The sequence below is a fragment of the Rhodococcus sp. WB1 genome (assembly GCF_001700945.1).
GTDB classification, from domain to species: Bacteria; Actinomycetota; Actinomycetes; order Mycobacteriales; family Mycobacteriaceae; genus Rhodococcus; species Rhodococcus aetherivorans.
Genome location: NZ_CP015529.1, coordinates 4,801,346 through 4,815,487, shown reverse-complemented (window position 1 = coordinate 4,815,487; position 14,142 = coordinate 4,801,346). Strand labels below are relative to the sequence as shown.

Sequence of the window (14,142 nt, the reverse complement as noted above, 5' to 3'; positions counted from 1 at the left end):
AGCGCTGTGGCAGCACGGGACAACAGCACGTCGAACGGCTCGTCGGGCACGCGTCGGCTCGTGATCGTCGAGTCCCCGACCAAGGCGAAGAAGATCGCGCCCTACCTGGGCCGGGACTACGTCGTCGAGGCCTCCGTCGGGCACATCCGTGACCTGCCGCGCGGTGCCGCCGACGTGCCGGCCAAGTACAAGGGCGAGTCGTGGGCCCGGCTCGGCGTGAACGTCGACCACGGCTTCGAGCCGCTGTACGTCGTCAGTCCCGAGAAGAAGTCCAAGGTCACCGAACTGAAGGGGCTGCTGAAGGACGCGGACGAGCTGTACCTCGCGACCGACCCCGACCGTGAGGGCGAGGCCATCGCCTGGCACCTGCTCGAGACCCTCAAGCCGAAGGTCCCGGTCCGCCGGATGGTGTTCCACGAGATCACCGAGCCGGCCATCCGGGCCGCCGCGGAACACACCCGCGACCTCGACAACAACCTCGTCGACGCCCAGGAGACCCGCCGCATCCTCGACCGCCTCTACGGCTACGAGGTCAGCCCGGTGCTGTGGAAGAAGGTCATGCCGCGGTTGTCGGCGGGCCGCGTGCAGTCCGTCGCCACTCGGGTCATCGTGCAGCGCGAACGCGAGCGCATGGCCTTCCGGTCCGCGACGTACTGGGACATCGCCGCCACGCTCGACGCCGGCGCCGACGCGAGCCCCCGCTCGTTCGGGGCCCGGCTCGTCGGTGTCGACGGCGCCCGCGTCGCGGCCGGCCGCGACTTCGGACCCGACGGGCAGCTCAAGTCCACCGGCGTCGTCGTGCTCGACGAGGCGTACGCGCGACGGCTCGCCGAGGCCCTGCACGGTGTCGACCTGACGGTGACGTCGGTCGAGAGCAAGCCGTACACCCGCAAGCCGTACGCGCCGTTCATGACGTCGACCCTGCAGCAGGAGGCGGGCCGCAAGCTGCGGTTCTCGTCAGAGCGCACGATGCGCATCGCGCAGCGCCTGTACGAGAACGGCTACATCACGTACATGCGTACCGACTCGACGACCCTGTCCGAGAGCGCGATCTCCGCCGCCCGGGCGCAGGCCACCGAGTTGTACGGCGCGCAGTACGTGCACCCCACCCCGCGGCAGTTCACCCGCAAGGTGAAGAACGCGCAGGAGGCGCACGAGGCGATCCGTCCGGCCGGCGACGTGTTCGCCACGCCCGGCGAGCTGCACTCACGCCTCGACACCGACGAGTACCGGCTCTACGAGCTCATCTGGCAGCGCACCGTCGCCTCCCAGATGGCCGACGCGCGGGGCACCACCCTGACGCTGCGCATCACCGGCACCGCCGCGAGCGGCGAGGAGTGCACGTTCTCCTCGTCGGGCCGCACCATCACCTTCCCGGGCTTCCTCAAGGCGTACGTCGAGAGCGTCGACGAGGAGGCCGGCGGCCAGTCCGACGACGCCGAGTCCCGGCTGCCCAACCTGTCCGAGGGACAGCGCGTCACCGCGACCGAGCTCGATCCGGACGGCCACTCGACCAACCCGCCGGCCCGCTACACCGAGGCCAGCCTGATCAAGGCGCTCGAGGATCTCGGCATCGGCCGGCCGTCGACGTACGCGTCGATCATCAAGACCATCCTCGACCGCGGCTACGTCTACAAGCGTGGCAGCGCCCTGGTCCCGTCGTGGGTGGCGTTCGCGGTCATCGGGCTGCTCGAGGCGCACTTCGGACGCCTCGTCGACTACGGCTTCACCGCCGCCATGGAGGACGACCTCGACGAGATCGCGGGCGGCCACGAGCAGCGCACCGACTGGCTGACGAGCTTCTACTTCGGTGGTGCCCACGGCGCCGAGAACTCGGTGGCGCGCGAGGGCGGCCTGAAGAAGATGGTCGGAGAGAACCTCGAGGACATCGACGCCCGCGAGATCAACTCGATCCGGCTGTTCGACGACGCCGAGGGCCGGGAGATCCACGTGCGCGTCGGCCGGTTCGGCCCCTATCTCGAGCGGATGGTCCCCAATCCCGACTCCCCCGACGGGGAACCGGTCTCCCAGCGGGCGAACCTGCCCGACGACCTGCCGCCGGACGAGCTGACGCTCGAGTACGCGGAGAAGCTGTTCTCGACCCCGCAGGAGGGCCGGGTCCTCGGCGTCGACCCGGCCAGCGGCAACGAGATCGTCGCGCGGGAGGGCCGCTTCGGTCCGTACGTGACCGAGCTGCTGCGCGAACCGGAGCCGGAGCCGGAACCGGACATCACGCCCATCCCGGTCGAGGAGGCACCCTCGGCGGGCGGCACCGCGACTGGTGGTGGCACGGCCACCGTGACGAAGAAGGCCGCGAAGAAGGCGCCGGCGAAGAAGGCCGCCAAGAAGGCGGCCGGCCCCAAGCCGCGCACGGCCTCGCTGCTCAAGTCGATGGAACTGTCGACGGTGACGCTCGAGGACGCCCTGCGGCTGCTGTCGCTGCCGCGGGTGGTCGGGGTCGACCCCGCGACGGGCGAGGAGATCACCGCCCAGAACGGCCGCTACGGGCCGTACCTGAAGAAGGGCACCGACTCGCGGTCGCTGGCCGACGAGGAGCAGATGTTCACCGTCACCCTCGAGGAGGCGCTGAAGATCTACTCCGAGCCCAAGCGCCGCGGTCGGCAGGCCGCCGCCACGCCGCCGCTGCGGGAGCTGGGCACCGACCCGGTCAGTGGCAGCCCGATGGTGATCAAGGACGGGCGCTTCGGCCCGTACGTCACGGACGGCGAGACCAACGCCAGCCTCCGCAAGGGCGACGAGGTCGACACCATCACCGACGAACGCGCCTCCGAGCTGCTCGCGGATCGTCGCGCCCGGGGCCCGGCGAAGAAGACCGCGAAGAAGACCGCGGCCAAGAAGGTTCCGGCCAAGAAGACGGCCGCCAAGAAGACCGCGGCAAAGAAGACGACCGCGAAGAAGGCCGCCGCGAAGAAGGAGTGACCCTCCCCGGAGCGGCGGCCTATCCTCGCCGTGTGTACCGCGAGGCGGCGTCCGGCATACCCGGCGTGCTCGTGTGGACGGCGACGAGGACCGCGGGTACGGCCGGAACGTCCGTGCTGCCCGACGGCTGCACGGATCTGATCTGGCACGAGGACGGCTTCCTGGTGGCAGGACCGGATACCCGCGCCCAGTTCTCCGACCTGGGCACCCGCCGGGACCTGACCGCGGTGCGGTTCGGTCCCGGGGTGGGGCCGGCGGTGCTCGGGGTGGACGCGGCCGAGCTGCGCGACGCGCGCGTACCGCTGGACCGCATCCGGCCCGAGGCGCACGTTCGTCGCCTGGTGTCGGCCGCGGAGTCCGACCCGCTCGGTGCGCTCCTGCACGAGACGCGGCGCCGCCTGGACGGCGTCGACCGCAGCGTCGAGACGGGCATCGCGTCGCAGCTCGGCGCCGGAGCGTCCGTCGCCGAGGTGGCGACGTCGATGGGTTGGAGTGCGCGGCGGTTGCACCGGCACGCGCTGCGGGTCTACGGCTACGGTCCGAAGACGCTGGCGCGCGTGCTGCGATTCCGTCGCGCGGTCGGTCTCGCGCGCGCCGGCCGGTCGTTCTCCGACGTCGCGGCCGAGTGCGGTTTCAGCGACCAGGCCCACCTCGCACGGGAGGTACGCGCCCTCTCCGGCGTTACGCTCGGCGCGCTCGTTCGCTGAGCGGTCACGCGGGCAAGGCCGCGAACAGTTCGATGCTGTGCCCGTCGGGATCGTGCACGCTCGCATACCGCTGCTTCCAGAACGCGTCCCACGGTTCGAGCACGCTCGTGCATCCCGCCTCCAGCAGGTCGCGGTACGTCGCGTCCACATCCGCTGGTGAACCACAGTCGAACGCGAGTGCAGGACCACCGGTGCCCGGCCGGAAGCCCGGATGGAAGGTCCGGACCGACTCGAGGGTGTCCCACGCCAGGCGGAGCCCGCCCGGCAGCGTCGTCTCGTAGTGCGGTTCGTCGGAGCCGGCGGGCAGGTCCAGCCCGAGGCGGCGATAGCAGTCGAAGGAACGGGTCATGTCGGCGACGACGAGCCCGACCAGCGCGAGTTGTGCAGTCATGACGGTGACGCTAGGCCGCCGCGACGTCGCCGTCTTGAAGGTTTCGGACGGCCGACGCACCGGCCGCGTCGGAGCCGGTCGCTACGCTGAGGCCATGCCCGGTGTCTTCGAACGTCTCGTCGGCCAGCGCGACGTGGAGACCGAACTGACCGCCGCGGCCACCGCCGCGCGCGGGGGCGGAGCCGGTTCTCGGATGACGCACTCGTGGCTGTTCACCGGGCCCCCCGGCTCCGGGCGGTCGATCGCCGCCCTCTGCTTCGCCGCCGCCCTGCAGTGCACCGACCCCGCGGCACCGGGCTGCGGTCACTGCCACGCATGCAGCACCACCATGGCCGGCACCCACGGCGACGTCCGTCGGGTGATCCCCGAGGGGCTCACGATCAGCGTCAAGGCGATGCGCGACATCGTCCGGACCGCCTCGCGTCGCCCGAGCACCGGGCAGTGGCAGGTCGTGGTGATCGAGGACGCGGACCGGCTCACCGAGGGCGCCGCGAACGCGCTGCTCAAGGTCGTCGAGGAACCGCCCGAACGCACGGTGTTCCTGCTGTGCGCGCCGTCGATCGATCCGCAGGACATCTCCGTGACCCTGCGCTCGCGATGCCGGCACGTCGCACTCGTCACGCCCAGCCCGGACGCGATCGCCCGGGTCCTGCGCGAACGCGACGGGCTCGACGCCGAGACCGCGAGCTGGGCGGCGTCGATCAGCGGCGGCCACGTCGGCCGTGCCCGGCGTCTGGCCACCGACGAGTCCGCCCGCGCCAGCCGGCGGCGTGCGCTGGATCTGGCCGAAGCCGTGCTCCGCCCCGCGACCACCTACACCGCCGCAGACGAGCTGGTCCAGCGTGCCGAGGCCGAGGCGAAGGAGATCAGCGTCGCGCGCGACGAGCGCGAGACCGAGGAACTCCGGACGGCTCTCGGCGCCGGTGGCACCGGTAAGGGCGCCGCCGGGGCGCTCCGCGGTGCGGCCGGCGTCCTCAAGGACCTCGAACGCACCCAGAAGTCCAGGCGCACGCGGACCGAGCGCGACATCATGGACCGCGCCCTCATCGATCTGGCCGGTCTCTACCGGGATGCGCTGGCACGTTCCCTGGGCGCTTCCGGCACCGCCAACCATCCCGACATGGCCGAGCGTGCCTCCGACCTGGCTTCGCGGGCCCGGCCGGAGGCGTTGCTGACCTGCATCGAGGCGATCCTCGAATGCCGTGAGGTTCTCGCACAGAACGTCAAACCGCGCTTCGCGGTGGCCGCCATGGCGGCCCGGCTGAGCTCGGCATTCCGGTAGGCGGCGAGGGGTGGTTTGCATTGGACAGGGGGGTAGGCGCTAAACTCGTGCGCGCCGTCAGGCACGCTGCCTTAGCTCAGTCGGTAGAGCATTTCACTCGTAATGAAAAGGTCGCGAGTTCGATTCTCGCAGGCAGCTCGGAGCGACGAAGGCCCTTCACCCGGAAGACGGGTGGAGGGCCTTCGTCGACCGGGGGACCCTTCCGGTCCGCTCGCCCACGACGAAGTCGCCCGCCGGCGCCCTCCGTGCCGGATGATGGCACGTGTGCTTCTGGAAATTTTCTCGATCGTTCTGATCGTCGGCGCCCTGGTCGTTCTCATCCCCACCGCGATGCGCGTGTTCCGCCGGCGCGACGACGACCACTAGGTCGGTCTTCGCCGCTCGGCACCCCGCTCGGGCGGCGCCCCCTCAGTACACTCGACTTATGAGTGAGTCGTTGAAAGAGCGGGTGCGAGCGAAGATTCTGCGCCAGCGCGGCGAAGACGGCGGGCGCCCTCTCGGTGACGCCGAAGGGGACAACCCCCGGCTCATCGACATCGACCTCGACCTGGCGCTGCTGGAGCAGGCCGCCGAGGGCGATGCCGTCGTGGAGGAGTTGGCCGTGAAGTACTGGGTGCCCTGACTCGGCGCAGAAAAGCGGTCTGACCAGGCGATTTGGTGAGAGCGCAATGTTCACGTAACTTATTCCAGGTCAGAGCGACACGGACACCGACCCGGCCCGCAGGGGCTCGGGACAACGAGGTTGGACGCAGGCGCCTGATTGTTCGGTTCGGAATCTTCTGGTAGGGTTCTGGGCCGTTGCCGATCCCACCGAGCGCGTCGGGTTTGTTTTCGCCGGGTGGTGTGGGTAGGCTGGAACGGTTGCCCCGGAACGCCGCGGACCTCGGTTCGTGGGTGATGGTGTGTGCGTGTTCTTTGAGAACTCAACAGTGTGCCGATGAATGTCAGTGCCAAAATATTTTTGGTGCGACCGCCTCTCTTTTCGGGGGGTGGTTGTTGCTGGCTGCCGCATTCTTCCGTCTGTGGTAGTCAGTGTTTTTTGCTGGTTTGAGTTTTTTGCTGGTGATTTGGCTCGATGTCTATGACTGATCGGCCCTTCGGGGTTTGATTGTGAGTCTTCAACGGAGAGTTTGATCCTGGCTCAGGACGAACGCTGGCGGCGTGCTTAACACATGCAAGTCGAACGATGAAGCCCAGCTTGCTGGGTGGATTAGTGGCGAACGGGTGAGTAACACGTGGGTGATCTGCCCTGCACTTCGGGATAAGCCTGGGAAACTGGGTCTAATACCGGATAGGACCTCGGGATGCATGTTCCGGGGTGGAAAGGTTTTCCGGTGCAGGATGGGCCCGCGGCCTATCAGCTTGTTGGTGGGGTAACGGCCCACCAAGGCGACGACGGGTAGCCGGCCTGAGAGGGCGACCGGCCACACTGGGACTGAGACACGGCCCAGACTCCTACGGGAGGCAGCAGTGGGGAATATTGCACAATGGGCGCAAGCCTGATGCAGCGACGCCGCGTGAGGGATGACGGCCTTCGGGTTGTAAACCTCTTTCAGTACCGACGAAGCGCGAGTGACGGTAGGTACAGAAGAAGCACCGGCCAACTACGTGCCAGCAGCCGCGGTAATACGTAGGGTGCGAGCGTTGTCCGGAATTACTGGGCGTAAAGAGCTCGTAGGCGGTTTGTCGCGTCGTCTGTGAAAACCCGCAGCTCAACTGCGGGCTTGCAGGCGATACGGGCAGACTTGAGTACTGCAGGGGAGACTGGAATTCCTGGTGTAGCGGTGAAATGCGCAGATATCAGGAGGAACACCGGTGGCGAAGGCGGGTCTCTGGGCAGTAACTGACGCTGAGGAGCGAAAGCGTGGGTAGCGAACAGGATTAGATACCCTGGTAGTCCACGCCGTAAACGGTGGGCGCTAGGTGTGGGTTTCCTTCCACGGGATCCGTGCCGTAGCTAACGCATTAAGCGCCCCGCCTGGGGAGTACGGCCGCAAGGCTAAAACTCAAAGGAATTGACGGGGGCCCGCACAAGCGGCGGAGCATGTGGATTAATTCGATGCAACGCGAAGAACCTTACCTGGGTTTGACATACACCGGACCGCCCCAGAGATGGGGTTTCCCTTGTGGTCGGTGTACAGGTGGTGCATGGCTGTCGTCAGCTCGTGTCGTGAGATGTTGGGTTAAGTCCCGCAACGAGCGCAACCCTTGTCCTGTGTTGCCAGCAATTCGGTTGGGGACTCGCAGGAGACTGCCGGGGTCAACTCGGAGGAAGGTGGGGACGACGTCAAGTCATCATGCCCCTTATGTCCAGGGCTTCACACATGCTACAATGGCCGGTACAGAGGGCTGCGATACCGCGAGGTGGAGCGAATCCCTTAAAGCCGGTCTCAGTTCGGATCGGGGTCTGCAACTCGACCCCGTGAAGTCGGAGTCGCTAGTAATCGCAGATCAGCAACGCTGCGGTGAATACGTTCCCGGGCCTTGTACACACCGCCCGTCACGTCATGAAAGTCGGTAACACCCGAAGCCGGTGGCCTAACCCCTCGTGGGAGGGAGCCGTCGAAGGTGGGATCGGCGATTGGGACGAAGTCGTAACAAGGTAGCCGTACCGGAAGGTGCGGCTGGATCACCTCCTTTCTAAGGAGCAACTCCCGTCGGTGGGTCACACAGGTGACTCCGCCACGGGCAGAGCCATTTCGGATTCACACGTAATCCGGTGGTGCTCATGGGTGGAACGCTGACAGTCATCACCGCGCGGGAAGGACCCGAGTGTCCTTCTGCGGTGGTTATATCGGTGCACTGTTGGGTCCTGAGAGAACACGCGAGTGTTTTGTCAGCGACGATGATCGGGAACGAAGGGGTTGTTTCTTCTTCCGGTACCGGTTGTTGTGTGTTGTTTGAGAACTGCACAGTGGACGCGAGCATCTTTGTTGTAAGTGTTTATGAGCGTACGGTGGATGCCTTGGCACCAGGAGCCGATGAAGGACGTGGGAGGCTGCGATATGCCTCGGGGAGCTGTCAACCGAGCTGTGATCCGAGGATTTCCGAATGGGGAAACCCAGCACGAGTGATGTCGTGTTACCCGCGCCTGAATATATAGGGCGTGTGGAGGGAACGTGGGGAAGTGAAACATCTCAGTACCCACAGGAAGAGAAAACAACATGTGATTCCGTGAGTAGTGGCGAGCGAAAACGGAAGAGGCTAAACCGCGGGTGTGTGAGAGCTGGCAGGCGTTGCACTCGTGGGGTCGTGGGGCCCTTCTTCCCATCACTGTCATGGTGGGCGAGAGTAAGAAACCGGTGTGTTAGTCGAAATGGTCTGGAACGGCCTGTCGTAGAGGGTGAGAATCCCGTAGACGAAAACATGCCGGCTCTCGTGGAGGGTACCCGAGTAGCAGCGGGCCCGTGAAATCTGCTGTGAATCCGTCGGGACCACCCGATAAGCCTGAATACTCCCTGGTGACCGATAGCGGACTAGTACCGTGAGGGAAAGGTGAAAAGTACCCCGGGAGGGGAGTGAAATAGTACCTGAAACCGTGCGCTTACAATCCGTCGGAGCCTTCGAGCAGTTTGGTCTGCTGGGGGTGACGGCGTGCCTTTTGAAGAATGAGCCTGCGAGTTAGTGGCATGTCGCGAGGTTAACCCGTGTGGGGTAGTCGTAGCGAAAGCGAGTCCGAACAGGGCGTCTGTAGTGGCATGTTCTAGACCCGAAGCGGAGTGATCTACCCATGGCCAGGGTGAAGCGACGGTAAGACGTCGTGGAGGCCCGAACCCACTTAGGTTGAAAACTGAGGGGATGAGCTGTGGGTAGGGGTGAAAGGCCAATCAAACTCCGTGATAGCTGGTTCTCCCCGAAATGCATTTAGGTGCAGCGTCGCGTGTTTCTCACCGGAGGTAGAGCTACTGGATGGTCTAGGGGGCCCACAAGCTTACCGAAATCAGCCAAACTCCGAATGCCGGTGAGTGAGAGCGCGGCAGTGAGACTGCGGGGGATAAGCTTCGTAGTCGAGAGGGAAACAGCCCAGATCGCCGGCTAAGGCCCCTAAGCGTGTACTAAGTGGAAAAGGATGTGGGATCGCTGAGACAACCAGGAGGTTGGCTTAGAAGCAGCCACCCTTGAAAGAGTGCGTAATAGCTCACTGGTCAAGTGGTTCTGCGCCGACAATGTAGCGGGGCTCAAGTACACCGCCGAAGCCGCGGCACTCACATTAGCCCGCTCGTTCCCTGCGGGGGGCGAGCCAGGTGTGTGGGTGGGTAGGGGAGCGTCGTGCAGCCGGGGAAGCGCCGGAGTGATCCAGGTGTGGAGGCTGCGCGAGTGAGAATGCAGGCATGAGTAGCGAAAGACGAGTGAGAAACTCGTCCGCCGAATGACCAAGGGTTCCTGGGCCAGGTTAATCCGCCCAGGGTGAGTCGGGACCTAAGGCGAGGCCGACAGGCGTAGTCGATGGACAACGGGTTGATATTCCCGTACCCGTGTGAACGCGCCCCTGGTGAATCATCGGTACTAACCGTCCAAAGGGTGATCGAGTTCCTTCGGGAGCCGAGAGCCTGCTGCACGGGACCTTCGGTGGTAGTAGCCAAGCGATGGGGTGACGCAGGAAGGTAGTGGGGCCGGTCAGTGGTTGTACCGGTGTAAGCCCGTAGGGCGTGACACAGGCAAATCCGTGTCGCACACAGCCTGAGAGGTGATGCGTAGCCGAATGAGGCGAATTCCATGATCCTATGCTGCCGAGAAAAGCCTCTAGCGAGCTTTCACACGGCCCGTACCCCAAACCGACACAGGTGGTCAGGTAGAGAATACCGAGGCGATCGAGAGAACTGTGGTTAAGGAACTCGGCAAAATGCCCCCGTAACTTCGGGAGAAGGGGGACCAGTCCCGGTGACCGGACTTGCTCCGTGAGCCGGGGGTGGTCGCAGAGACCAGAGAGAAGCGACTGTTTACTAAAAACACAGGTCCGTGCGAAGTCGTAAGACGAGGTATACGGACTGACGCCTGCCCGGTGCTGGAAGGTTAAGAGGACCGGTCAGCGGAGTTCACTCCGCGAAGCTGAGAATTTAAGCCCCAGTAAACGGCGGTGGTAACTATAACCATCCTAAGGTAGCGAAATTCCTTGTCGGGTAAGTTCCGACCTGCACGAATGGCGTAACGACTTCTCTGCTGTCTCAACCACAGACTCGGCGAAATTGCACTACGAGTAAAGATGCTCGTTACGCGCGGCAGGACGAAAAGACCCCGGGACCTTCACTACAGCTTGGTATTGGTGTTCGGTTCGGTTTGTGTAGGATAGGTGGGAGACTGGGAAGCCCGCACGCCAGTGTGGGTGGAGTCGTTGTTGAAATACCACTCTGATCGTATTGGACCTCTAACCTCGGACCCTGATCGGGTTCAGGGACAGTGCCTGGTGGGTAGTTTAACTGGGGCGGTTGCCTCCCAAAATGTAACGGAGGCGCCCAAAGGTTCCCTCAGCCTGGTTGGCAATCAGGTGTCGAGTGCAAGTGCACAAGGGAGCTTGACTGTGAGACCGACAGGTCGAGCAGGGACGAAAGTCGGGACTAGTGATCCGGCACCGGCATGTGGAAGCGGTGTCGCTCAACGGATAAAAGGTACCCCGGGGATAACAGGCTGATCTTCCCCAAGAGTCCATATCGACGGGATGGTTTGGCACCTCGATGTCGGCTCGTCGCATCCTGGGGCTGGAGTAGGTCCCAAGGGTTGGGCTGTTCGCCCATTAAAGCGGCACGCGAGCTGGGTTTAGAACGTCGTGAGACAGTTCGGTCTCTATCCGCCGCGCGCGTTAGAAACTTGAGGAAGGCTGTCCCTAGTACGAGAGGACCGGGACGGACGAACCTCTGGTGTGCCAGTTGTCCCGCCAGGGGCACGGCTGGTTGGCTACGTTCGGAAGGGATAACCGCTGAAAGCATCTAAGCGGGAAGCCTGTTCCAAGATGAGGTTTCTCACCCCCTCGAGGGGGTAAGGCCCCCGGCAGACCACCGGGTTGATAGGCCGGAACTGGAAGTGCGGTAACGCATGCAGGTGACCGGTACTAATAGGCCGAGGACTTACCACAAAGAAGCTACGCGTCCACTGTGCGGTATCTGAAACAACACACTCACACTCGCTGCGCGAGGAGTCGGAGTAAACGCTGCCCCCCAAAGAATGGGTGGGCCTGCGGCCCCCGACCCACGCGAACAGCGTGCGTGGGTCGTTTCACAGAGTTACGGCGGCCATAGCGGAGGGGAAACGCCCGGTCCCATTCCGAACCCGGAAGCTAAGCCCTCCAGCGCCGATGGTACTGCACCCGACAGGGTGTGGGAGAGTAGGACACCGCCGAACACCCGTTACCGGAAGCCCCCCAACCTCGTTGGGGGGCTTCCGGCATTTTTCGTGTCTTTTCCGGGGCGTCGCCATTCCCTTCCGGAAACCTGCGTTCACGGCCGTGACCGGGCCCCGTGAACTGCTCCGTTTCGTGTGAGAGTCGGTCATTGCGGTGCAGGCACCAGGTTGTACCGCTGGTAGCCCACGGGCATTGCCTCCTCGAGTTCCACTCGATGAGGGGACGGGCCGCTGTGCGCGGTGTGTCGGTGTTCGCCGGCTGGTTCGGGATGCTGAACGACGAGTTCCCCTGCCCTGGAGGTCTATCTCAGCGGAACAGCCCGGCGGGCTGGAGGCGAAGGCGACAGGAGTGGAGCGCACCCATGGTCATCGTTGCAGGACACCTCACCGTCGAGCCGTGGCGGCGCAAGTCCTACTGAAGCACAGGCGATAGGTGCCCCAGTCGGTGAGAGTCGATCAGGGAGAGGTGCGGGTTGGCGCGTAGACCGCCGGCGGCTACCTGCCCGGGTGCAGCGTGTCGACGACCTTCTCCAGTCCGATCAGCCTGCCAGTGCCTCGCGCCGCCGCCACAGCCGGGCAACCGTCCATGGCCCGAACACGAGCGAGATGATGTTGATCCCGGTCTCGACCGCCATGTCCGCAGTCATGTGCCGGTAGCTGCCGTGCTCGAGGTTCCACAGCGTGTCCATGGCCCCGAGGAATGTCATCGCGCCGCCGGCCGCGATCCCGAGCGGGATGGCGACCGCTCGTCCCCTTGTCAGGTGCCAGGCACTCGTTGCAAAGCTCGCGGCCATCAGTCCGTCGGCGGCCGGAAAGGCGTTCTCGAACGCGATATAGGCGGCATCGTCGGACGACCTGACATGTCCGGCAGTGAAGTAGTCGAGCCAGTACGCCGCGACGCCGCCGGCGACGCTGCCCATCGCAACCGCGTGCAGCCGATCGCCCCACGTCGGCGGTGGTTTCATCACGCTCCCTTCAGTGCATCCGAGTATGGCGGCTGCTCTTCGCAGTTGAGGGTGTAGGGCTGGTCGGCGCGTCGGTGGCCGGGTCGCCCGGCGAGGTGCCGCCGGTCGGGGTCACCCGCCCTGTGCGCTGCTGCACGCCTTTCATTATGGGCGCGCGACGCACGACCGGCTCCGGCTGGGGTTGCCCTCGTCAGCGGGCCGGGTCGTCCTGGAACTGCCGGACCTCTTGCGAGCAGCGGCAGGCGACGGCGATCTTCGCGGCCCACTCGAGTGCCGCCTCCCGCGAGGGCAGCTCGAGAACGGTGTAACCGCCGTTAGGCACTTTGTGGCCGGGGTACGTGCCCTCGGTGACGGTGCCGTCACCGGCCACGAGCACCGGGTCTACGTCCTCATCGATCCCTCCGGCGAAGACGTACACGCCCGCCGCCTTGGCCTCGTCGATGACGGCATGGGAGGCTTCGACCACCGCCTCGAAGTCCTCCTCGGGGAACACCATGGCCTCGCCAGGGAACGAGATCAGGTACTTCGCCATTCGAGGACTCCTCTGCTCCTGCCGCGTCATTCGCCGGATCTTCTCTACGGCACCGCTCGAATGCCCAGCCCGATTGTGGCTCCGGCGCCCGACATGTGCTCGAGGTAGGGCGTCGCGACGGACCCGCAGAACCTCCTCGACGCTCTCCCCACGACCGCTTTCTCCTGTTGCGATGGACGGGTTCACCGGATTCGAGGCCGCCGCCGCGAAGAGCTCCCCGAGGCGGTCGCGGTCATGGCTCCCTTTCACCTTGCCCTCCTGGGCAAGCCGGCAGGGCCGCGTGGTGCCCCACCGTCGGCCTACGGTATAAATACATCTTGTGTCTATGTCGTATTCAGCCGCCGAGGCGGCCTACCGCGAGGTCAAGGAGCTGATCCTCTCGGGTGAGCTGCCCGGCGGGGATCTGATCAGCGAAGGGGAGATCGCCGCACGGATGTCGTGCAGCCGCACCCCGGTGCGCGAGGCCTTCCTCCGGCTCGAGGCGGAGGGCTGGATGCGCCTGTACCCCAAGCGGGGCGCGCTCGTCGTCCCGGTGGCGGACGGGGAGGCCGAGCACGTCGTCGATGCGCGACGGCTGCTGGAAACGCACGCCGTGCGCGCCGTCGCGTCGGCTCCGCAGGCGCGGGAACGGCTCGAGCGCACGTTGCGCGAATGCCTGGACACCCAGCGGGAGCTGGCCGAGCGCGGGGACGTCGGCGCCTTCAGCGGCGCCGACGCGGACTTTCACCGCAGCATCGTCGCGGCGGGCGGCAATCCGCTCCTCGACAACTTCTACGCAAGCCTGCGTGAACGCCAGCGACGGATGACGGCGCGTTCGGTCGCTCGTGATCCGGCGCAGCTGCAGAAGATCATCGCCGACCACACGCACCTGGCGGATCTCGTCGCCGCCGGGGATGCCGACGCGTTCGACGAGGCGCTTCAGGTGCACATGCGTGAGGTGCACGGACTCGGAGGGGGACGACTGTGACCGCTACTACCACCGACCCCGG

Annotated in this window: 8 protein-coding genes, 1 tRNA gene and 3 rRNA genes; 9 read left to right on the top strand and 3 right to left on the bottom strand. The window is 65.3% G+C overall.

The features are described 5' to 3' along the window. The first annotated feature begins 6 nt into the window (after positions 1–6). Both topA and A4U64_RS21475 read left to right on the top strand, forming a co-directional pair. Positions 7–2,940: a type I DNA topoisomerase gene (topA, locus tag A4U64_RS21480; RefSeq protein ID WP_029547225.1), complete on the top strand. Its 2,934-nt coding sequence runs from the start codon at positions 7–9 to the stop codon at positions 2,938–2,940. 32 nt (positions 2,941–2,972) lie between these two features. Then, positions 2,973–3,647 (top strand): helix-turn-helix domain-containing protein, encoded by a 675-nt coding sequence (locus tag A4U64_RS21475; RefSeq protein ID WP_006940060.1) that lies wholly within the window; start codon positions 2,973–2,975, stop codon positions 3,645–3,647. A 4-nt stretch (positions 3,648–3,651) separates the two neighbouring features. On the opposite strand, the gene A4U64_RS21470 is transcribed toward A4U64_RS21475, so the two are convergent. Next, the gene (locus A4U64_RS21470) at positions 3,652–4,038 is read right to left on the bottom strand and encodes a VOC family protein (protein WP_050034523.1); all 387 of its coding nucleotides are present in this window, start codon (positions 4,036–4,038) and stop codon (positions 3,652–3,654) included. Between the two features lie 94 nt (positions 4,039–4,132). Here A4U64_RS21470 and A4U64_RS21465 point away from each other — a divergent pair, with 94 nt between their 5' ends. The 6 genes from A4U64_RS21465 (at position 4,133) to rrf (ending at position 11,656) form a co-directional block, all read left to right on the top strand. Next, positions 4,133–5,320, top strand: coding sequence for a DNA polymerase III subunit delta' (locus tag A4U64_RS21465; RefSeq protein ID WP_029547228.1), 1,188 nt, complete (start codon positions 4,133–4,135; stop codon positions 5,318–5,320). 65 nt (positions 5,321–5,385) lie between these two features. Beyond that, a tRNA-Thr gene (locus A4U64_RS21460) sits at positions 5,386–5,458 on the top strand. A gap of 286 nt (positions 5,459–5,744) precedes the next feature. Beyond that, positions 5,745–5,942: a hypothetical protein gene (locus A4U64_RS21455; RefSeq protein WP_029547229.1), complete on the top strand. Its 198-nt coding sequence runs from the start codon at positions 5,745–5,747 to the stop codon at positions 5,940–5,942. Between the two features lie 496 nt (positions 5,943–6,438). Next, positions 6,439–7,960: ribosomal RNA gene (locus A4U64_RS21450) — 16S ribosomal RNA — on the top strand. A gap of 293 nt (positions 7,961–8,253) precedes the next feature. Continuing rightward, a 23S ribosomal RNA gene (locus tag A4U64_RS21445) occupies positions 8,254–11,390 on the top strand. Positions 11,391–11,539: 149 nt separating this feature from the next. Then, positions 11,540–11,656 (top strand): 5S ribosomal RNA (gene rrf / locus A4U64_RS21440). The 16S, 23S and 5S rRNA genes sit together here, the layout of an rRNA operon. 539 nt (positions 11,657–12,195) lie before the next feature. Here rrf and A4U64_RS21435 read toward each other — a convergent pair. Both A4U64_RS21435 and A4U64_RS21430 read right to left on the bottom strand, forming a co-directional pair. Beyond that, a complete protein-coding gene (locus A4U64_RS21435; protein ID WP_006930445.1) occupies positions 12,196–12,621 on the bottom strand; it encodes a hypothetical protein in 426 nt (141 codons plus the stop codon). A 190-nt stretch (positions 12,622–12,811) separates the two neighbouring features. Next, on the bottom strand, positions 12,812–13,153 hold the full coding sequence (locus A4U64_RS21430; RefSeq protein WP_006930444.1) for a YciI family protein: 342 nt from the start codon (positions 13,151–13,153) through the stop codon (positions 12,812–12,814). 325 nt (positions 13,154–13,478) lie between these two features. On the opposite strand from A4U64_RS21430, the gene A4U64_RS21425 reads away from it, so the two are divergent. Further along, a complete protein-coding gene (locus tag A4U64_RS21425) occupies positions 13,479–14,120 on the top strand; it encodes a GntR family transcriptional regulator (RefSeq protein WP_006930442.1) in 642 nt (213 codons plus the stop codon). Positions 14,121–14,142: the final 22 nt, after the last annotated feature.